At 60.5% G+C, this 20,388-nt stretch carries 19 protein-coding genes and 1 pseudogene; 8 read left to right on the forward strand and 12 right to left on the reverse strand.

Annotation, left to right across the window (positions count from 1 at the left end; genetic code table 11):
• Positions 1–27: 27 nt before the first annotated feature.
• The 4 genes from KZX46_RS00205 to KZX46_RS00220 all read right to left on the reverse strand — a co-directional run bounded on the left by KZX46_RS00205 (position 28) and on the right by KZX46_RS00220 (position 2,020).
• Complete coding sequence (locus KZX46_RS00205; RefSeq protein ID WP_219773995.1) at positions 28–480, reverse strand: hypothetical protein; 453 nt, start codon at positions 478–480, stop codon at positions 28–30.
• A gap of 49 nt (positions 481–529) precedes the next feature.
• Positions 530–847: a hypothetical protein gene (locus tag KZX46_RS00210; protein WP_219773996.1), complete on the reverse strand. Its 318-nt coding sequence runs from the start codon at positions 845–847 to the stop codon at positions 530–532.
• Positions 848–953: 106 nt separating this feature from the next.
• Complete coding sequence (locus tag KZX46_RS00215; protein ID WP_219773997.1) at positions 954–1,553, reverse strand: T6SS effector amidase Tae4 family protein; 600 nt, start codon at positions 1,551–1,553, stop codon at positions 954–956.
• Positions 1,553–2,020 (reverse strand): hypothetical protein, encoded by a 468-nt coding sequence (locus KZX46_RS00220; RefSeq protein ID WP_219773998.1) that lies wholly within the window; start codon positions 2,018–2,020, stop codon positions 1,553–1,555. The genes KZX46_RS00215 and KZX46_RS00220 overlap by 1 nt, the downstream gene beginning before the upstream one ends.
• A 154-nt stretch (positions 2,021–2,174) precedes the next feature.
• On the opposite strand from KZX46_RS00220, the gene KZX46_RS00225 reads away from it, so the two are divergent.
• Complete coding sequence (locus tag KZX46_RS00225) at positions 2,175–2,987, forward strand: serine aminopeptidase domain-containing protein (RefSeq protein WP_219773999.1); 813 nt, start codon at positions 2,175–2,177, stop codon at positions 2,985–2,987.
• A gap of 329 nt (positions 2,988–3,316) precedes the next feature.
• Here KZX46_RS00225 and KZX46_RS00230 read toward each other — a convergent pair.
• Positions 3,317–4,263 (reverse strand): IS630 family transposase gene (locus tag KZX46_RS00230; protein WP_219774000.1). Its coding sequence is split into 2 segments (ribosomal slippage): positions 3,317–3,927 and positions 3,927–4,263, totalling 948 coding nucleotides; the frame shifts between segments, so codons are not numbered across the junction.
• Positions 4,264–5,077: 814 nt separating this feature from the next.
• Between KZX46_RS00230 and KZX46_RS23345 the strand changes: the two genes are divergently transcribed.
• Complete coding sequence (locus KZX46_RS23345; RefSeq protein ID WP_219774188.1) at positions 5,078–5,164, forward strand: winged helix-turn-helix domain-containing protein; 87 nt, start codon at positions 5,078–5,080, stop codon at positions 5,162–5,164.
• Positions 5,165–5,270: 106 nt separating this feature from the next.
• On the opposite strand, the gene KZX46_RS00240 is transcribed toward KZX46_RS23345, so the two are convergent.
• Both KZX46_RS00240 and KZX46_RS00245 read right to left on the reverse strand, forming a co-directional pair.
• Positions 5,271–5,888 carry a PEPxxWA-CTERM sorting domain-containing protein gene (locus KZX46_RS00240; RefSeq protein ID WP_226895856.1) on the reverse strand — a complete coding sequence of 206 codons (618 nt, stop codon included), beginning with the start codon at positions 5,886–5,888 and terminating at the stop codon, positions 5,271–5,273.
• A 601-nt stretch (positions 5,889–6,489) separates the two neighbouring features.
• Positions 6,490–7,086, reverse strand: a complete 597-nt coding sequence (locus KZX46_RS00245) for a PEPxxWA-CTERM sorting domain-containing protein (protein ID WP_219774001.1) — start codon at positions 7,084–7,086, stop codon at positions 6,490–6,492.
• Positions 7,087–7,496: 410 nt separating this feature from the next.
• On the opposite strand from KZX46_RS00245, the gene KZX46_RS00250 reads away from it, so the two are divergent.
• Complete coding sequence (locus KZX46_RS00250; protein ID WP_219774002.1) at positions 7,497–8,015, forward strand: PEPxxWA-CTERM sorting domain-containing protein; 519 nt, start codon at positions 7,497–7,499, stop codon at positions 8,013–8,015.
• Positions 8,016–8,500: 485 nt separating this feature from the next.
• Positions 8,501–8,866, forward strand: coding sequence for an Mth938-like domain-containing protein (locus tag KZX46_RS00255; protein WP_219774003.1), 366 nt, complete (start codon positions 8,501–8,503; stop codon positions 8,864–8,866).
• A gap of 888 nt (positions 8,867–9,754) precedes the next feature.
• Here KZX46_RS00255 and KZX46_RS00260 read toward each other — a convergent pair.
• The gene (locus tag KZX46_RS00260) at positions 9,755–10,654 is read right to left on the reverse strand and encodes an AraC family transcriptional regulator (protein WP_216710720.1); all 900 of its coding nucleotides are present in this window, start codon (positions 10,652–10,654) and stop codon (positions 9,755–9,757) included.
• A 157-nt stretch (positions 10,655–10,811) separates the two neighbouring features.
• On the opposite strand from KZX46_RS00260, the gene KZX46_RS00265 reads away from it, so the two are divergent.
• From KZX46_RS00265 to KZX46_RS00275, 3 genes are read left to right on the forward strand one after another with little or no spacing between them, the layout of a single operon-like run.
• The gene (locus KZX46_RS00265; protein WP_219774004.1) at positions 10,812–11,567 is read left to right on the forward strand and encodes a hypothetical protein; all 756 of its coding nucleotides are present in this window, start codon (positions 10,812–10,814) and stop codon (positions 11,565–11,567) included.
• Positions 11,568–11,570: 3 nt separating this feature from the next.
• A complete protein-coding gene (locus KZX46_RS00270) occupies positions 11,571–12,215 on the forward strand; it encodes an NAD(P)-dependent oxidoreductase (RefSeq protein ID WP_219774005.1) in 645 nt (214 codons plus the stop codon).
• A 52-nt stretch (positions 12,216–12,267) separates the two neighbouring features.
• On the forward strand, positions 12,268–13,203 hold the full coding sequence (locus KZX46_RS00275) for an NADP-dependent oxidoreductase (RefSeq protein ID WP_219774006.1): 936 nt from the start codon (positions 12,268–12,270) through the stop codon (positions 13,201–13,203).
• Positions 13,204–13,793: 590 nt separating this feature from the next.
• Here KZX46_RS00275 and KZX46_RS00280 read toward each other — a convergent pair.
• Positions 13,794–14,153, reverse strand: a complete 360-nt coding sequence (locus tag KZX46_RS00280) for an NUDIX hydrolase (RefSeq protein ID WP_226895900.1) — start codon at positions 14,151–14,153, stop codon at positions 13,794–13,796.
• A gap of 232 nt (positions 14,154–14,385) precedes the next feature.
• Between KZX46_RS00280 and KZX46_RS00285 the strand changes: the two are divergent.
• Positions 14,386–15,552 (forward strand): annotated as a pseudogene (locus KZX46_RS00285) (IS3 family transposase).
• Between the two features lie 258 nt (positions 15,553–15,810).
• Here KZX46_RS00285 and KZX46_RS00290 read toward each other — a convergent pair.
• From KZX46_RS00290 to wrbA, 3 genes are all read right to left on the reverse strand, one after another.
• Positions 15,811–16,443 (reverse strand): response regulator transcription factor, encoded by a 633-nt coding sequence (locus KZX46_RS00290; RefSeq protein ID WP_219774007.1) that lies wholly within the window; start codon positions 16,441–16,443, stop codon positions 15,811–15,813.
• The gene (locus KZX46_RS00295; protein ID WP_219774008.1) at positions 16,440–19,475 is read right to left on the reverse strand and encodes a two-component regulator propeller domain-containing protein; all 3,036 of its coding nucleotides are present in this window, start codon (positions 19,473–19,475) and stop codon (positions 16,440–16,442) included. The genes KZX46_RS00290 and KZX46_RS00295 overlap by 4 nt, the downstream gene beginning before the upstream one ends.
• Positions 19,476–19,744: 269 nt before the next feature.
• On the reverse strand, positions 19,745–20,386 hold the full coding sequence (wrbA, locus tag KZX46_RS00300; RefSeq protein WP_226895857.1) for an NAD(P)H:quinone oxidoreductase: 642 nt from the start codon (positions 20,384–20,386) through the stop codon (positions 19,745–19,747).
• Between the last annotated feature and the right edge of the window lie 2 nt (positions 20,387–20,388).

The raw sequence follows: 20,388 nt of genomic DNA on the forward strand, positions 1-20,388 counted from the left end.
GCCGCGCCAGCGGCGACTGGGGCGTAATCAGCTGCCATTCGCCGGTGATCGGTTCACCCATGTCCGAACCCGGGCGGTAGCCTCATCGAGTATGGCGGAGAGAGTCTCGGTTGCTCCTTCCCAGCGCTGTTCGAATTTGCTTTCGTCGTAGGTATCGACGGATCGGGCAAGCACGGCGACACGACCCCCAATAGGTTGATCAACCGAGATTTGAAAGCATTCGAACGGGCGCAAACCGGGTAAATAGGCAAACCTAGCAGGCCGCTCCGCCCATTCCGTGAAGAGCTTTTTCACGGTCGCCGCTGCCCAAGCGTCAATGATCGGATCCACCTCGGCATAGGGTGTCATCGCCGGAGTTTGCGGCATCGGCAAAATATTCGCAACTAGGGCGTGAGCCGCCACGGATTTGCAACTATTTAAGCGGCAGCTATGCCATTCTACGCCCAAAAGCTGCCAGGCTGTTATCGGCCCCGCCTTCACATAAAGGTCGTCGCTGCGGTTAGGGCAGGGACGCGGTGGATTGCTGCCATTACGGTCCGATGCCGAAGAGCGTAGCAATTACGCCCATTGCCAACAAAGACCATAACAGCAAAAATAGTCCTGCAAGCGGCCAAACGCCGTCGCCGCGATCGAAGCCCCGGTCAAACGCCCGAGCCACGCCGAACGGAATTCCCAACATCCACAGCACGTTCCAGCCCGATCGATAGTTAAAGGCATCCGTTGCCAGGATCGCTATGCCAAGAAGGATCGTAACCACTACGATCATCGCAACAGGACGGATAGCCGATATCATTTCCGCAGTTTGGGACCATCGGATCATGTCCGCAACTGGGGCGGGGGCCGCCATTGGATCTGCGACGATTTAAACGGCAGCTATGCCGCGTTCCACGCCTGAAAGCTGTCAGGCGGCAACCGGCCCCCTAGGGGTCACTCGGTGGACGATCTTTCGGCGCTTATGGGTGGAGCATCGTTTTGCCGTCGGCAAGCCAAAGGGCAACGCCATTGGCAACATTAAGGAAATCGCGGTTCGGTCGACTGATGCCGGCAATCTCGTCGTAGAAGGTTATGCCATCCCAGAGGTCGACGTGTCCGGTCGCCCGCTGATGCGTGATGGCATCGACGCCGAACAGAATGTCGAAACTGATTAGGCCCTTTTTGCCACGGAAGCGGTCGCGCGACACGGGCTTGCCTTTGACCTCGATGTCGGGTGGGCCGTAACTGTGCCGCAACCATGCGTCAAATTCACGAGCGCGAAAGCCGTAGCGTTTGTGGTCGCACCGGCGACCGTGACGAGATGAGGCGTTACCTTCGGGATGACCGCACCGGCGTAGTTGAAAGCGCGGCTCATGCGGATCGTGCAGGTGTCTCCCTCGGACCACCAAGCCACTGCTGGGGTCCGGCCGGCGCGGACCACCAAGCCACTGCTGGGGTCCGGCCGGCGCATGCGTATCGTCGATCGCTCCGCCGATCTTCTGCTTTATCTCGGCCGGAGTCTCGCGGTGCGGGTAAACGGCGACGAGCGCATCGAAGGAGGGCAGTTGCCGGTGTGTCATCAGTGCGCCTTCCGATGGGCTGTAAGCGACATCTCGTCGATATGGCCGGGAAGTTGACGCGTCTCGGCAGTGTCCCCCATGGTCAGGCGAGCGATGCCATCGAGCTGCAGAGTATAGCCGTGATGACGAAAGGCGGCGGCGATCGGTGAAGCGGCAATCACTGCCGCCAACTCGTAACGAACCACGGTACCGTAATCGCCGTGTCGCGGCTTGCCGGCTGATAGGTTCCAGTTCGCGCTAGGTTGGCGCAGCCGTCGGCGCAGTTCATCCTCAAGGGCGTCACGAGCGTCGCCAAGCGTCACCTGAAAGGCGTCTGGCAATGGCTTACGAGCAATGCTTTTGCCGAGCAGACGATCAACCGCCGCGCCGACCTGCGCATCCGAAAGTGCATGTCCCGTCGTGTCGATCTGGACCACCGTATGAGACTGTGGTGGTGGGTCGTCGTAGCGGTCGACGGCGACCCGCATTGGACCTGTGCCTTCGGTAACCGCATTTGGTCCCAGAGGACGCTGCGGTGCAGCAGCCGTCGCCACGGAGAGGCCGGCTAGAATCGTTAGGGCAACCCGCATGCAGCCTCCGTCGCTTGTTCCTGTGTCTCGACAACGGCCAAGGGCGCAATGTGTGCCCTTGGCACTCTGGAAGTGCCGAATTCCTGTCGGGCAATGGTGCAACCCAGGTATCAGTCGGGTTATGAACGAAAGCCGGACTTCGGGTCGGGCCGCGCTGGCCTTCGCCCGCACCCGGCCAGAATTAACGGGATTGCCGCTGGGCCTCGTCGGCTGGAGCGAGGGTACGACCACGGCGATGGCGGTAGCGGCGGAGGAGCCGTCGGTGCGCGCGGTGGCGCTGATGGCTCCGGTGGTCGAGGCGCCCGCACGTGTCGCGCAGGCGCAGTACGGTCGCATCGGCAAACCCTATCTCATGCGCTTCGCGACCGACGGTGCGTTAGATGCCGATGCGATTGCCCGCGCCGAAGCCGGCCCCGGCGGTGATCTCGCGCATATCTTCGTCCGAATGTTCAGAGGTTTTGGGCCGGGTGAGCGGGTCAATCCCTTGCTCGACACCAACCATGACGGACGTATCACCTTCACCGAAGCCGATCCTATTATCGCCTCTTGGTATGCCGACACGCCCGATAGTGGCCTTGGGATGTCATCGACCGCACGCGCGTCGAAGGGGGTCGCGGATGCCTTCGCCGCAACGCATTCCCGACTTCTCATTCTTCAAGGGCTGACCGACTCGATGATCGACCCAGCAGCGGCGCAAGCGTTCGCGGCGCGGCCTGACGTGCGGCCGCGGGTGACCTTGATCGACTATCCTGGATTTGGTCATTCGCTTGGGACCGCGCATTCAGCCCAGGAGGACCGGCTTTTGCCGGTAGCAGACAAGCCGCTCGACGACATGGCTACTCTGTTGCGCAAAACTCGACGCTAGGGTCCCGACGATCAACCGCCGGCGGCCGCCTTCGTTGATCGAATGGCTGCTTTGCAGCCGATCATGATCGATAGTAGTCAGGCTCCAACCGGCCCCCTTTTGATATGCCACCTTGGAGGGATCAGACTTCTCCTGTGTCGGATGAACTGTAGAACGACCGCGCCGTTGTTCCAGATGCTAACGCATCGGGAGTGGCCGACCCTCGCTTGAATAACCGCGTATGGGTCATTTCGTCATCAGCTGAGTTGCTTTATCGAAGGTCTGCTACCGAAGTCGGCCACTTGAGAGCTGCCGCATCAAGGCGGTTATTTGGCTAGAGCATTTTCCTATCAGTAAGCGTCATAGCCTGCGTGCCTGAAGTAGTTGGCGCATTCGGTGGGTGAGAAGGCGTCGATGCTCTGGCCGATGACGGTCCAAAGCTGTTCGACGGTGCGAGCGGCGGCCTTGCGGAGCAGTGCCTTGAGCTTGGCGAAGGCGTTCTCGATCGGGTTGAAGTCGGGCGAGTACGGCGGGAGGAACATGAGCCTCGCGCCGGCCGCCTCAATGGCTTCGCGGACCGCCGTGCCTTTGTGTGCCGGCAGGTTATCCATGATGATGGTGTCGCCCCGGCGTAGCGTCGGGACGAGGACTTGTTTGGTATAGGCGAGGAACCAGTCGCCGGTCATCGGCCCGTCGAGGACCATCGGCGCAGTCATGCCGGTCAGGCGCAGAGCCCCGACGAACGTCGTGGTTTTCCAGTGGCCATGCGGGATACTCGCCCGCAGCCGTTGGCCGCGCGGCGCGCGTCCGTGCAGCCGCGCCATCTTGGTGCTGGCGCCGGTCTCGTCGATGAACACGAGGCGGTGCGGGTCGAGGTCGAGTTGACCCTCGAACCACGCCTCGCGCCGGCTCAGGACATCTGGACGATCCTGCTCCGCCGCATGCCCGGACTTTTTTTGAGCGTGATCTTCCGGCGCGCGAAGAACCGCCACAGCGTTGCGATCCCCACCGAGACGCCGTGCCCGGCCAACTCGTCGCGCAGTTCGGCCAGTGTCACGTCGGACTTCTTCGCTACCGCCGCCAGGATCACTGACGCGTGCGCCTCGATCCGACCCGAGCGCCGGTCGCCGCCCTGTCGCTTGGGCGTCGCGTTGCCGGTCCGCCGCGCCAGCGCGTGCCAGCGGATCGCACTCGAGACGCTGACCCCGAACCTGGCCGCCGCCTGGCGGCACGATACCCCGCCGTCGATCACCGCAACCACACGTTCCCGAAGATCAACCGATAGCGCCTTGGTCATGCATGCCGACCTCCTTCGCCAGCATGCGCCTTGAATCAGACATCGGCCGCCTTGGGAATCCCCCGCGAGTCAGTCAGCTCGGAAGATGCTCTAGATGTCTGCTTTCGGGAAGGCTCCGCGCTGCCCTGGACGTCCACTCGTGGTTCGTAGGGAGCGCGGAGCCAGCTGAACGAACGTCCGCTATCCTCATATGATCGCCCCAATGCTGCTAGGCAGCAATCGGCCCCGAGGCCGCCTAAGCCCCTAAAGCCGTGGCAGCGGCAACTTAGGATTGATTCTTTTGAAGACGTCTGGGCTTCTCCACCTGTTTATGGCTCTTGCTCAACGGGACACAAATCTATGACGTAGATAATCTCTATTCCCCCCAAGAAGCGACTGATATCAACGCTCGCGAAGCGTGACTCGCGCGGGCGATCTGCCTTGCGAAAGTCGCTTGCTTTGGCGGCGGCGGTCTGTTTCCGGGGCGGCTTCACAGCGGCGGAGCTGCGGCGGTTTTTTGCGCGGTCGCGGAACGATGGCGGGCAGGGTCGTCGGCTGTTGGCACTGGCGGTGATTTATGATGGCGGCAATCGGGGTGAAGCGGCGCGGATCTCCGGCGTCAGTCTGCAGACTGTGCGGAATTGGTGCTGCGGTTCAACCGCGACGGACCCGGTGGCCTGGTCGATGGCAAAGCACCGGGGGTCGCCAGCGCCTCGACTTGAACCGGCGAGCGGCGCTGTCGGCGGCCGTCGAGAGTGCCCGATCCCCGTAGCGCACGGCGTCGTGCGTTGGCGTCTGGTCGACCTCGCAGCGTGGAACCCACGATAAGTTTGCGGTGTCGATCGGCACGCGGACGCTGAGCCGCGAGTTGCGCGCCATGGGCTTTCGCAAACTGACGGCGCGCCCACGGCATCATGCGTGATATGATCAAGACAAATTACCCAGGCGGCGATGCTCGGGATCGTGCGGTCACAGATAAAAGCCCCGACGGTCGGATAACCGCCGGGGCTTTGGAGCTGCTTTATCGCTCAGGCGGCAAGGATGACCTTTCGGCGGCGCATTACGGTTCCGATCATGCCGAAACCGCTGATCATCAACGCCCAACTTGCCGGCTCGGGAACGGTGCCACCGACTTGCTGGCCGATGAAGCCGATGAGGTTTTTTGTCAGCTGCTGCGATTCGAAGTTGGCATCGGTCTGCAGGAAGTTGACATCGAAGATCGCCGTCAGCGCTCCGGCATGAGCATTTGCCAGTGTTCCGACACCAAACGCGACGCCGCTGCCGCCAGAAGCGTTCGAGGTGATGAATTGCCCGGTGCCCGACGTCGTTACCCCGCCGGCTGCCAGATATTGGATCGTCGACACCGCGTTAGGCCCAGTAAACGGGGCAATTACGGTCTGCGCGTCGCCGGGTATGGTGTAAGATAAAGACCCGCCTCCCGCAGCAGCGATCAACGAAAGAACACTGTCATTGCGAGTTGTGAAGGAGGCGTTCTCCCCCATCGCAAAGATGCCGCCGCCGCCCGCGAGATAGTTGACGTATTCGGTCTGCAGTGCTGAGTCGATCGGGCTGCTATTCGAGAAGCGGATATCCCAGACCTGCTGATAGCCGGCAAGACTGAGGGGTGCCATGTCGACGACGGTCACTGTATTTCCAGCGGCGATATGAAGCTGTGAAATCTGGGTCGTGATCGATGCCGTCGTACTGGCCTCCGACGACTCGGCTGCACCGTTGACAATCAGTATGCTCCCGGCGCTTGCAGCTGTGGAACAGCCTACGAAGATCAATGCGGCAACTATTGTTCTTGGCATAAATGTCATATCGAGCCTTTCAGCGGGATCATCCCCGAAATGTCCGATGCAAGATCAATGCCATCCAATTCTTCCAAATAACGCATTGTTAACCTTGTTGTTCGAAAATTGGGCCTTTAACGATTGTAAAGAATTCCGACACTTCAGTCATGGCCCTCTGGTCACAGATGGATGAGTTTGGGGCACGGTCGTTAAGCCATCGGCGGGCTGGCAGCGATCGACATCCCGCCTGCGTCGTCCCCGCGTCGGGTAACAATTCGGTACGTTTTGATAAGGGCATTCGTTCAGGAAGTTACGTCGTCAAGGCGTTGGTCGCCGAGGCAGCCGCGGCTGAAGTAGACCGGCCAAGTTTCCGTGGGATGCTCTGGGAACCGTTCCCTGTCGACGGTAAGAGGGGACGTGACTGAGCCGCGTCCCCCCCCCCAATGACTTAACGTCAGGTCACGACTGTCAGTGGCTTCCGGGCGCGTCGGGCTACACCAACCAGGCCAAAGCCGGCGATCATCATCGCCCACGAGGTCGGCTCCGGCACTGCACCTCCAACCACCAGATTATCGATGCGTGCATAGCTGTTCAGCGTATTGTTGGCAGTTTCACCGGGTAAAAAACTGAAGGCAACGCTGGTGACACCGGCCATGCCGAGTGTGTAGGTCTGCAAAGCGCTTGTTATCGGAATTGCCAGCGCGGTGGGCGTGCCGCCGTCGAAGGCAACCCGTAGAGTTCCACCGAAACTGTCATTGTTGACGTTTCCCAGATCGAGCGATGTAAAATTGAAGATGCCGCCGCCATCCTTGGTCAAGGTGTAGGTCGGCCCTTTGTAATTGAAGGTCAGCGTACCGTCGTTAGCGTAGGTGCTATATGCCCAGCCGTCCGACTGTGGGAACTCAAATCCTGTGCCGGTGAGCGTAAAGCCTTTCTCCGAGTAGGTCGGGCCAAACAGCATATTTTGCGGCACCGAATTAAAATCGATTGTGGCGGCGGTGGCGGCAGCAGGCATCGCTGCGATAGCGATGAGGAGGATCAAACGGCTCATATGCGACTTCCTTTTTGTTTCCCCGCCATCTCACAATCCGCCCATTTCGCGACTGTCCGCTACGCCCGAAGGGTTAGGATCCATTAATAATAGTTTCACCGTGGACCGAAGCTGCTTTATCAAAAGATCGCAAGATGTGCCTGATCACTTCTCGCCAATGAAGATCTACTAGGAGACGGATGTGTAAAAGGTGCCGGGATTCTTTACACTTATTACGTCGTCATTAAAATCGCGTCAGCCTTAACAACGTCTTAAGATTTGGCACGAAGCTTGCTTGGTCAAGCCTGGGGTATCATCCCCGCCATTTTTAAAGGTGTGTTATGCGTAAATATTTCGCCACTACCGCACTGCTCGTCGCTGCCGGCAGCGCCAACGCCATGACCCTGGTTTCATCGACCAATGGTCCCGACATGGGCCCCGCTGCCAACCAGCATATTATCGCGGACTTCAGCTCCGCCGCTGGGTTGACCGGGTCGTATACACTAGCGACTGGTTCCGTCTCGAGCCAATATGCTGCGCCACTCGGCGATTCGACGCAGTATCTTGCAGTTCTCGCTGGTCAGGTCGCCTCGTTGGCGATTTCGCCCGCTGTGAAGACGTTGAGCTTCTATTGGGGCTCGATAGACGATTACAATACGGTAAAGTTCTTTTCCGGCGGCGCCGAGGTCGGATCGTTTACCGGCAGCCAGGTTCCGCCCGCACCAGCTGACGGTAGTCAGGGAAATCCCCTGAACAATCGCCGGGTGTTTTTCAGCTTCGATGGTGCCAAGGTTGACGCAGTGCAGTTCAACTCATCGAAGAACGCGTTCGAGCTCGACAACGTTGCTGCTGCGGTTCCTGAGCCGGCGTCGTGGGCACTGCTCGTTGTCGGCTTTGGACTGGTGGGCGCATCAGCTCGTCGTCGTCACTCGACTGTCGTCGCAGCCTGAAAGTACGGTTGCGATCCAGCTGGATCGCAACCATACTGCTTTCGCGTGTACGCCCGCATACCTTGATATGCTCGTGGCCGTCGATCAGGTATTGAGGTCGCTGAGCAGCGCGTCTCGAGGGCGCAATGATCGTTTTAGTAGACGCCGGCGCCAATAACTGAAGTCGCTCCTTCCCCGGCGAATAGCTCCATTCAATTTCGCGATTCGAGGTCGCGTTAGAAGAAAAGCGCCTTGACCGCTGGTGAAGTCATAATGAGGCAATCTGGCCGCTAAGAACCGTCAGATATATAAAGGACCAGCTTTTAAAAGAGGGTTTCCTTGGCGTAGATGCACGCCTCCGCAGCATTTCTTTTTTCGGCAACTTCGGAAATTGATCGAAGACCGATGGCAGCGCCGTGCGCGCCTCATCATGGTCTCGAACTGGTTGCGGGGTCGTAGTAGCAGAAATGGGCGGGCTGCGCGGGCAGGCGAGGAGCAAGGCACCGATGAGCACTTCACCCAAGATCACTCACCTTGAATGGGGCAACATCGAAGCGGTCGGCGTCGCGGCCACCAAGGACCTAAAACTATTCCCAGGTGGCGGCCGAGAGTGGAACTGGGACGAAACTGGTACTCGTCACAAGCCTGGCATCCAGCTTTCCGACGTCCAGGAGTTGATCGATCGCGGAAGCGATGTCGTTGTTCTGACCCGCGGCATGCACCTAAAGCTTCAAACTGCCCAAGAGACGATTACGGCGCTTAAAGCGGCGAACATCGAGGTTCACGTGTTAGAAACGCGCGAGGCCGCGAGCCTTTATAATCAACTGGCGGAGACCCGGCGCGTCGGCGGGCTGTTCCACTCGACCTGCTGATACCGCCTTATCGGGCAGAAATAATGACAGAAGCCGAATTTAAAGCGTGCCTCGAGCAAGATCGGCAAGAAGGAGCGCAACTGTGCATCCTGCGCGTGAAGGGAACATTTATCGCGATCCGGAGGCTCGATGGCGACGAGGTGGTTTGCGAGCACGGTATACGGGTATCGCTCGGCCACCTCGTACGGGTAGGTTCCACTTTTATTGAACGCCCCCGTGCGTCGGCTGGGCGGTAAGGCTGCAGTACACTGCTCAGTCTTGAGTCGACCGAATTATCATCTCAAATGCGACCCGCCCGGCATCACGCTCTTTGTTACCCCGATCTGTTGCGAGCCAATCGCACAAGTAGGAGCAAAACCGACGCCTTCAGTGAGCGCCGCAAACATACACCAATTTCGATAGTTTCCGGTGAGTATTTCGCGCCTCGGATGATGTCGCAGTGTCGGCATTTGCTAGATGCGCCGACGCACGTTAAACAGGATAGTCGAAGCGGTTCTCAAGCCTCATTTTGCCAAACCCTATAATTAGCGTTCGGTTAGGATGCGGCGTGCTCGTAGACAGAATTAGTTTGATGATAATGACGAGCCGCCACGCGGGAGGGATGCTTACGCGGCGACTCTGGCGGTCCGTGCGGAGGGCATGAACCAGTAACTGGGATGGCAGAAGTTAAGAAGCCGAGAACAGCTCGCGATCGGCCAACAATGGGTCTCTCGACCGCCGCTTAGGCTCAATACAGGTCCGCTATCGCTATCTGGTAGCCTGAAGCGGACAGACCGCTTACGGCCCCAAGGCCGCCTGGGACACGGAAGCCGCGCCAGCGGCGATTGAGGGGTGGATAGCTGCCGTTCCCGAAAAGGATCGAGTTTTGGGAATGGCTGGGGAAAGTGCTCAGGCGCTGCGGAGCCGACCCGGCGACATTCCTGTGATACGGCGGAATGCCGCCCCGAACGCGCTTTCCGAGCCATAACCAAGCTCACGTGCGACGATCGCAGTCGGCACGCCTTGCGCTAGTCGGTCACTGGCGAGCATCATCCGCCAACGGGCAAGGTAGGTGATCGCCGGCTCTCCACAAGCATCGGAGAAGCGCTGGGCGAAGCCAGACCGAGACAGACCGGAAATTTTGGCCAGCGCATCCAACGTCCAGCGCCCGCCCGGGTCGGCGTGCATGGCTTCGATCGCCCGCGCGAGCTGCGGGTCTGCGAGCGCTGCGAGCCAAGTCCCGGTCCGCTGGGCCGCGGTCGCCAGATGCAGCCGAAGTGCCTCGACGAGCAGCGTCTGCGAAAGATGCTCGGCAATGAGGCGTCCGCCTGGGCGAGGCGTACGCAGCTCGGCCATCAGGCGGTCTACCAGCCACAGAAGCCCCGACGCGTCCGCGCCCGCTCCCAGCCGCACCACAGGCGGAAGCGCTCGCAACAACTGGTCGGCCGCCACACCCGCCATTTCGAAGTAGCCGCCGAGACCGCGGCAATCGCCGCCTTCTTCGAAAATAGCCGTATCTCCCGACGCCGTCGTAAAAAAGCGTTCGAGGTCTATTTTTGGGGCGTCGGGCCTGCTTCCCATGACCAGACCTTGACCCTGCGGCAATAGAACGAAGTCGCCCGCCGCGAGCTGGACCGGCGCAACGCCGTCCAGCCAAAGCCCGCATGCGCCCGTTCGCAAAGCATAGCAGCGAACGACAGGTTGGGGTGGCAACCAAAGAGACCAGTCGCCGCCGATATCTAGGCCGCGAAAGCCATAGGCTCGCGGTCTCAGCAGTTGAAGGACGTCGGAAAGCGGGTCGGCTGTCATTCTGGACGATCGCTACAACATTGCGGACGTTCAAGGATACCCCGTCCAGTGCTCTCGCTCTACCTCAAGCGACGTATCATCACGGGCACCCATAATGGCGCATAATGATTTTCTGCTGCTCAATCCGGTATACGCGGTAACGACGATCGGCCTCGGGATGCTGGCGCTTGTTCCGTTGGGCGTGTTCTGGGCGCTGCTCGACACGCGCCGCGTCGGCCATGAACGGGTGGCGATCAAGCCGACCAAGTTCGCGCTCTCTATCGCGGTTTACCTGCTGACCGTCGCCTGGATGCTGCACTATGTCCGCCCCGCACGACTTGAGTCAGGCTTGGTCCAGCTCGCCACCTGGGGGCTGTTGATCGGAGCGACGGTCGAGTTTCTGTGCATCGTTGGTCAGGCGGCGCGCGGGCGCCGCTCCCACTTCAACCGCGCGACACCGCTCGACATGGCCATTTCGACATTGATGGGGGTGTTGGCGATCCTGTTCGTCGGCATGCTGCTGCCGCTGGCGTGGGAAATCACGGCACGGCCACGCGCGGACACTGCGCCCTTGATGGCGGCAGCAATTGTCGCTGGGCTGGTGCTGACCTTTGTCTTCGGGGCGCTGACCGGATCGAGCATGGCACGGCTTGGCACGGCAACGGTCGGTTCTAGTGGAGCGAGGATAACGCGGGACGAGCGACGCCGGACAGGCCTTCGCCTGCGCCTGGCCCATTTCTGCGGTATACACGCGATGCAGGCAATGCCGCTGATCGCCTTCCTGGCTTTGCGAGTAGGGGGCCAAGCGGCCGCGCTGCTGCTGGTGGCTGGTACGATCGGCTATTCGGTCATCACGTTAACCCTGCTTTTCCGTCCTACATTTCCCGAGGCGTGGCTGGCCATCGGTGCCGCCCCTGCAACCGACCGGAGCTAGATCATGGTTCAGCCATCCACCTTTCTTGTGCTCGGAGCGACTGGGGCCACAGGCAAGCATTTCACGGCCCAAGCCTTGGCGGACGGGCACCGAGTGCGCGCGCTGGTTCGCACACCGGCCAAGCTCGCATCGAACAGCGAAAGACTCGAGGTCGTGCACGGCTCGATCACCGACCCGATCGATACCGATGCGCTGGTCGCAGGCGTGGAGTACGTCGTCGTGATGCTGGGTGACAAAGCCGTACAGCGACACGCCAAGATCAACACCGCCTTCATGCGGCGCCTGATACCCGCGATGCGTCGGCAGGGCGTCAGGCGCATCCTGTACCAAGCTGGCGGTTTGAGCCGGCCTTATGGCGGCCATCTCTCGCCCTCCCTTTGGCTCATCCGCAATACGATTGCCCGATCGTTCATCGGGCAGCACCTTGATAATGAGGCGGTCATGGCTTTTTTGGCAACGGAGGCCAACGATCTGGAATGGATCGTACACCGCGCTGGCATCTATTCAGACGGTCCGTCCAAAGGCAGTCTCCAGCGTTCCAAGCGTAAGTTCAGCGTGGCGACTTTTCGCGACTGCTCGGACTACAATTATCGGACGGTCACCGACAGTACAGCGGTGCATACGGCTGACCTGAGTCATTACGATTAAGCGCAATTACGACGGATCGTCTGGCCGTCGATGTCTACCTGTGGAGTTTGTGATGAAGCGCATTCAATATAATCGATACGGCGGACCCGAGGAGCTGCGCCTAGTCGATATCGACACCCCAAAACCAGACCAGGGTCAGGTTCGTGTGCGGGTGATGGCGGCCTCGGCTAACCCGATGGATTGGGTGATAAGGCAGGGCAAAGTGAAGATGATGACAGGCTCCAAATTCCCTCGGGGATTAGGGCACGACTTTGCGGGGTTGGTCGAAGCGGTTGGACCCGGGGTGACGGGGCTTAAAATTGGAGATGAGGTGTTCGGCTTCACGACGCTGAAAGAGGCAGGCACGTTCGCGGAAGCTGTCGTCACGGACGCCAAGAACGCCTTCATCAAGCCAGCGGCCCTCCCGTTTGAAGTCGCCGCCGCATTGCCGATCGTTGGCATTACCGCTTGGACTGCGCTGTTCGACAAGGCCAAGCTGAAAGCGGGGCAGTCAGTGTTCATAACAGGTTGCCTCGGCGGGGTGGGCAGAGCGGCCGTACAGTTGGCTCTTGCGCATGGCGCGAAGGTTGCGGGCAGTTGTAGCGCCTCCGGACGGGAGGAGGCTTTAGCCTTGGGGGTGGGCGAGGTGTTCGACTACCGCGCCCTCGACGTCCGCTCTCTGCGTCATCAATTCGATGTTGTTTTAGACACGGCGGGCACCCTGAAGATGCGGGAATGCGATACGATGTTGAAGCGCGGCGGCGTCGCCTTGCACATCGTCGCCACGCCCGCCAAGATTATCAGAAGCCTCATATCCTCACGCCATCAGACGGTGTTTGGAACAGCAACGCCGGAGGGTATGGCTGGCCTTGTCGATGCCGCCCTGCGAGGTAGGCTCACGGCCAAGATCGGTCGAACTGTTCCTCTGACCGAGGCAGTTCCGGCGATCATCGCGCTCGAGAAGACAGGCTCGCCTAAGGGAAAATTGCTCGTCATCCCTGGAAGGTGAGGCCAGAAAACAATGCCTATTACCGCGTAGGGTGGGTTAAGTAACAAAAGCCAAACTGAACGCCTGTCGAGCTGCCGTATTTTGCGCATAAGACAGTACGCAAAGAGGCGGGCGATTGACGTAATCTGGCATTTGCGAAAAGGCCCCCCGGTGCGTCCAGGAGCATCGCGGGCCCGCCTTTGCGTCGGTGTCCGCACATCACGACCCTTCATCCAACAGATATCAGCGGATACCATGGGTGCCCGCCATGCCTTCCCGCAAAGGAACCCGTAGCGAGGGCCATCGCCTCGTCGGTCGCGCTGACAGCCGTCGAAGGCATCCACTTTCCCGAAATCTGTTCCCAATTGATCTTTCCCGAAATTGTCGCTCGGAGATGGAGAAACGGGAATGATCGCGCTCAACGAATGGCTGCTTCCGGGTTCCTCATTCGCCCACCTGAGCGTCGGGATGTGGGGGCGGAAGCCGCTCTCGATCCGCGACTTGTCAAACGGCAGCTATGCCGCGTTTGATGCCGGCAAGCGGACAGGCAGAGATCGGCCCCATCGCCGCGTAAAGCGCCGTCGCTGCCGCAGGCAAGGCGGTGGCCTTGATCAAGCCGCGAGCCGCTGGCGGAATCCTGCAATAAGCGCCTTGAGTTCAGGTTCCGCGACGGCATCGGCGGCGTCAATTAGCCCAAACCATTTCGTTTCGCGCTCGTGCTGCTCGGGCCAATGTTCGGCGCGACCAATGACGGCGAGGGGGAACACATCGACGCGCGCTGCACGAATTGTGCCGTTGTTGCGGGTCTTATCATAGCCATAGCTGACAATCGCCTCCGGGTCGGCGACGCCAGATATGCCTGCCTCCTCAAAGGCCTCGCGCGCTGCGGCCAGATGCGCCGACAATCCGCGGATGGGGATGCCCTTCGGGATCACCCAACGCTTTGTGCCGCGTGACGTGATCAACAGCACCTCGAACAATCCGCCCGGACCTTCTCGGGAAGAGCAACGCAGCAATTTGCTTGAGGGCAAAAGTCCTCCGTGACTACCCGTACTGTGCGCCGAAAGCTCAGCCGTGTGAATCCCATCAGCCGAGCCTTTGCAATGATCTTCAAGACGCGCCTAGGTCAAAGTAGGGCCTGACGTGACCCCCGTTTTTTCCTCCATCTGGAGCTAGAGTCCGACCCATTGGAGGGACGGACAGATGAAGCGGAAGCAGTTTTCGGAAGGAGCAGATCATCGGCATCCTGAAGGAGGCCGAGGCGGGCGCGGTGGTGACTGAGCTGTGCCGCAAGCACGCGATGTCGAGCGCGACCTACTACGCGTGGAAGGCCAAGTTCGGCGGTCTGGAGGTATCCGACGCGAAGCGTCTGCGGGCGCTCGAGGAGGAGAACGGTAAGTTGAAGCGGCTGCTGGCGGACACGATGCTCGACAACGCGGGGTTGAAGGATCTGCTGTCAAAAAAATGGTAGCGCCCGCCGCAAAGCGGGAGGCGGTCGCGCATCTCCAGACGACGTTGGGGATGAGCGAGCGGCGGGCGTGCATGGTCGTCGGGGCGGATCGGACGAGCATGCGATATCGCTCGTGCCGAGATGACGATGGCGACCTGCGGTCGCGGCTGTGCGAGCTGGCGCAGCAGCGCCGGCGGTTCGGCTACCGGCGGCTGCACATCCTGCTCCGCCGCGACGGCATCACGATCAACCGCAAGAAGACCCAGCGCCTGTACCGCGAGGAGGGGCTGACGGTGCGTCGTCGGAAGGGCCGACGGCGCGCCATCGGCGCGCGGGCACCGGCACCCGTGATCGCGCTGCCCAACCAGCGCTGGAGCCTCGACTTCGTTCACGACCAGCTCGCCACCGGGCGCCGGTTCCGGGTGCTGAACATCGTCGACGACGTGACGCGCGAGTGCCTGGCGGCGGTGGCCGATACGTCGATCTCTGGCAGGCGGGTGGTCCGCGAACTGACCGATCTGATCGCCAGGCGCGGCGCGCCCGGGATGATCGTCAGCGACAATGGCACTGAGCTGACGTCGAACGCGGTACTGGCCTGGTGTAGCGACGCCGGCATCGACTGGCATTACATCGCGCCGGGCAAGCCGACGCAGAACGGGTTCGTCGAAAGCTTCAACGGTCGCATGCGCGACGAGCTGCTCAACGAGACGCTTTTCTTCACGATCGGCCAAGCCCGAGCGATCCTCGCCCGCTGGGTCGACGACTACAATACCGAGCGGCCGCACTCATCGCTTGGCTACGCCACCCCGGCGGCATTCGCCGCCGGCCTCGAAAAGCAACGGGCGGGGTTAACCCCGCCCGTTGCTTCGCCCGCGCTCATGCGCGACAACACCAACCGGTCTCTGGTTGCCGCTGGATGAAAGCCGGGGGTCACGTCAGGCCGCCGAGCAAAACAGCTGCTCACAGGATGCATGTCGTCCGCAAATTTTATCGTAATTCGGTCCGCGGTCCGCGCGATGAGCCAACGACAGCTTTTCTGCATGTAAAACGCGCGAGCGGACAGGCGGGGACGGCCCCGGTGCCGTCCCGAAGCTGAGCCGCAGCCGCGGCGACTGCGGGGACTCCGATGAATTGAAAACACCATTGGGGAAACCTTTAGCACCCGTCGATAATTTTATTCATAGCTTGATGATTCCACGTCTAAGCGCCGTAGTGACGGCGTGAGTTCGATCATTAACATCAAGCTTGGCAAAGATGCTGCGCATGTGAGCCTTCACCGTTTCTTCCGAAATGGAGAGCTTCCAAGCTATTTGCTTGTTGGCGTTGCCACTCGCCGCAAGATTCAAAACACCGATCTCCCGCTCACTTAGCGGCTCGTCGCCAGCGTGAAGCGCAATCTCTTGGGCAATATCGGGCGGAAGGTGACGCCGGCCGGCGTGAACGGACCGGATAATATCGATCATCTCCGTTCGAATGGCCGTCTTAAGAAGGTAGGCAGAGGCCCCCGCCTTCAGCGCTCGCGCGGCTTGGGCGTCGCCGGCGTAGGTTGTCAGCACCACGATACGGGCGGTCCGCAACTCGGCGCGGATCGCGGAGATGGCATCTAGCCCGCTCATCACCGGCATTTGCAGGTCCATCAGCACAATGTCGGGACGAAGATTGCGAAAACCCTCGACAGCCTCGCGTCCGTTCGCGGCCTCGCCAACCAGCACCATATCCGGTTGCATCTCGATCATTGCGGCGATGCCGTAACGCAGAGCCGGATGATCGTCTGCGACCATGATCCGGATGCGGCCCTCGGCATCAGTCATGTTTCGGCCCTAGCGGTACGAGGCTGGGACAGTCCGTGCCAGCGAGGCCGCGACGCGTACGCCGCCTTCCCAGGAACGGTGAGGAGGATCTCTGTGCCGGCGCCACGCTGGCCCGCAATCGTCAAGGTTCCGCCGATCGTTTGAGCCCGCTCGCGCATGCCGGGGAGGCCAAAATGGCCTTGGCGAGTGCCCAGCGTGCTAACGTCTTCGGGGAGACCGGCGCCGTTGTCGCAAATCGCCAGCCTCAATTGTCGGCGCTGAAAGATTATGACGACGCTGACGAGCATTGCGCCCGAGTGACGGAATGCGTTTCTCATTGCTTCCTCGCCAACGCGTTGGACCTCTTGATGCACGATCGGGTGCAAGGTGCGCGGCTCCCCCTCGACAGTGAGGTCGAAACCCATCGGCGAGTCCGCCTTCAGTTCCAAAGCTGCAGCCATAAGCGACTGTGCCAAATCTCCAGCCGAAACGCTGGCTCGTACATCGCTCACCTGATCTCGCCCCGCGATGAGCACTGCGTCAGCGTGATCCAGCTCCTTGTAAAGGGTGTCGCGCCAGGGGGTGTTCGCCGGAAGGCGATCAGCCAGCACCTGAAACCGAAGGATCAGACCTTGAAATCCCTGGAGCAGCGTGTCGTGCAGTTCGCGCGCAATCCGCTCCCGCTCCGCAAGCTTCACCTCGAGTGTAGCACGGAGACGACCGGTGACCTGGCGCAGGCGGAGCGAGTAGGCGAGCCAGAGCAGCGCCGCACATGTGAGCGCGCAAAGCACCTTGAACCAGTTTGACTGAAGGAAAGTAGGAGGAATGGTGAACTCAAGCGTTGCGCCTCTGCGGTTCCATAAGCCGTTGTTGTTGGAGGCGACGACGCGGAAGCGATAAGTCCCGGGTCCGAGATTACTGAAGAACATCTGCCGACGCATTCCCGGATCGACCCAACCGGGGTCGGATCCCTCGAGCTGGTAACGGACCTGATTGCGCTGAGGGACTACAAAGCTAAGCGCCGCGAAATCGATCTCGCCCGACGAGGAGCCGGCTGGCAGCCTGACCTTTGTGGGATCGAGGTAGGTGACGCCACCCGCTATCAAGCTGCCGATCGTCACGTTCGGAGCGAGATCGTTCGTCGGTAGGCGGCGGGCGTCAACCCAAACCACTCCGGCCGACGTAGGAAACCAAATCCTCCCGTCTCCCCCACGCGCCGCGTCCCGAAAGCCGGCGCGGATCGCGACCCCGGGCAGACCGTCCCTAGAGCTCAAGACGAGCGAATCTAACTTCGCTTGCGGGTTGTCAAAAACTTGGTCCAGCGCCTTGACGGGCAGGCGGACGATACCTGCGTCAGCGATCAGCCAAATTTCGCCCTGGGGCGTCTCGACGAACGAAACGGTCCCCCGAAGAGTCGGTAACCGATCGAACGAAACGAACCCCACGGTGTCGTTCTTGAATCTGAAAAGCCCGGCGCTGCTGCTGGCAACCAAATAGCCATGAGCTTGATATATTGCCTTGATTATATCGTTCCCCAAGGCCTTCCCCAAATCATGGCGAAGGCAGCGGTGACTATCGGCACAAACTATCAGCTCTTGTTCAATCGAGAATACTATCCGGCCCCTGTCGTCCATTACTATAGAGCTGCTTTCACTGAATTTATCAATCGGAGCTATTAATTTCCACCGGTTTATGTCGTAGTTGAAAACCCCCTTGCCCTCGACATTGATCCAAACGGAATTGCGCTGATCCACCACGCAGCCGAGGACGATTTTGCCGCCCAAATCAGGGAGTGACAAGCTTGATCGCCGATTTCCCTCGATCCGCATCATGCGCTTTTCGAGAGCGATCCAGATGCTGTGATCCGGTCCCTCGCAGATCGCGCCCTTGGCCGGCACCTCGCGGAGTAAGAGTTCAGGCCGCCCGCTCGGTCGCACACGATAGACCGAACCGGCCTGCCCGACGTACACGGTCCCGTCTTGCGCGCCGAGAATGCTGTACCCATTCGGACCCAGCTTAGTCAGAACGGGCTCGGCGACCACGCTCGGCGCGCGAAACTGGTCGAGCCCCAGCAGCGAGCCGGCCCAGATGCTGCCTTCGTGATCTAACAGGACAGCCGTAACATTATCCGACGCCAATCCTTCGGCCCGTCCAAGCTGCTCGACGGCTTGCTCCGCTTCGGCGCGTGTCGCTGCGCCGGCGGGGTTCGGCAGACGTGTCATCCGCAGACCAGTTACACCGTCCGCGCTCCAATGGTTGCCAACTCGATCCGCGATCGCCTGCCGCGCTCGTTCGAAGCTCTGCGACGGATATGCGAAACGATGGGCGCCCAGATTGACCGCCACAGGATCGATGACCCTGCTCCCGCTAGAGTCCGATAGCCAGATCCGTCCTTCTCTATCTTCGGTAATCGCAGAGCGGCCTCGGACAGAAACCGGAACCTTTTCGAAGCGTAAAGCGCGCGGCCTGCGGACCATTACCGATAATTCGGTGGTAAGCCACAGCGTGCCGTTCCGCGCCGCCACAAGGCTCAACGGCGGATCAGCCGGTAAGCCTTGTTCGGCCCCAAACATCTCCCATTTGCCGTTATAATAGCGGGCCAGCGCTCGACTGTCCTGAAACGCAGCAATCCAGATCGATCCATCTTTCCCCTCCGCCATCGCAACTACGGATTGGGGCGAAGGCCAGCGTTTCAGTCCCATGTCGTGGAGGGCGCCGTTGCGATATACAGAAACGCCTCCTTCCCGGTAGGCGACCCAGATCGAACCGTCGTGGCTAGCGAGCAGCTTCTGCGCTGCGGTTCGAGACCCGGTTTGGGGGTCTGGCGGGATCTGTTCGAAGCGCACGCCGTCGAAGCGGAACACGCCTTCTCGCGTCCCCAGCCAGAGATAACCGTCCGCGCTCTGCACCATGCTGTAGATCGGATTCGGGACGCCATCCTCGACGGTCCAGCGCTTATGCGTGTATTGCTTGATCCCAAGTGCAGTGGCTGGCTGCTGAGCATCGACGGACCCCGCGGGCTGAGCGATCAGCCAAACCATAATCAACAACATGAGCGTTCTGAGGCCGCGCACCGTATCCCCTCGGCAACGCCGAACATGATGACGTCGATACGGATAGTCTAACATTAAGTAACGCTGCGCATCCCCCAAAACGGGGGTTCGCCAGACCCTACCGTCCCGGCGCGCGGCTGACTGCCTCTCCGTACGAAGGTGGATGACGCAGACAGACCGAATGTTCCACGTCTGACGGGCCTTTCGTCACAAAGGCGAGATATTCAAAAGCTGTCTTCAAAAACTCACGATAAGCGCGCTGCGCGGCGCTAAACGCTACTCTGCCGATCGCTCAAACCTCGCAGCGCGGCCGCGACCCGCGTGATGCGGCCGCCTTGGAAGTGCGCCACGGCAAGATCCGATGGCGATGGCGCTTTAGAAACGTTTTCAGATACCGATGACGCGCCATATGGCGTTCCTGCCTCGAACAGTATCGGATCCGCGTAACCCGTAGGCACGATAATCATGCCCAAGTGTGCCGCCGGCGGATAAAGTGCCAAGATCGTCGTCTCATTTCCACCGTGAATCGTTGAGGATGAGGCAAACGCGGAGGCTACCTTGCCGTTCAACCGCCCTTGAAACCAAAGCCCCCCGAGGCTGTCAATATATGCTTTTAGCTCGGCGGCCGGAGCGCCGAACCGGCTCGGCGACCCGAACACGATCGCATCCGCCCATTCCGCATCCTTTTCGGTGGGCGCCTCGTAGCGGCTGTTCATCCAGTGAGCTGACTCTCGCCAGCCCGGAGAGAGGTCCATTACATCTTCCGTGACTAACTCGCGGGTCCGGCAACACCTGACCTCGGCTCCCGCCTCACGCGCGCCGGCAGCGATGCTCGCGGCGAGCGCTTCGGTAACGCCAGTGCGGGAGTAAAAGACTATGAGTACCTTCGCAGGTTCCAGTTCATCGGTCATGG

It is taken from the genome of Polymorphobacter sp. PAMC 29334 (genome assembly GCF_019431245.1).
In the GTDB taxonomy this organism is placed as follows: domain Bacteria; phylum Pseudomonadota; class Alphaproteobacteria; order Sphingomonadales; family Sphingomonadaceae; genus Polymorphobacter_B; species Polymorphobacter_B megasporae.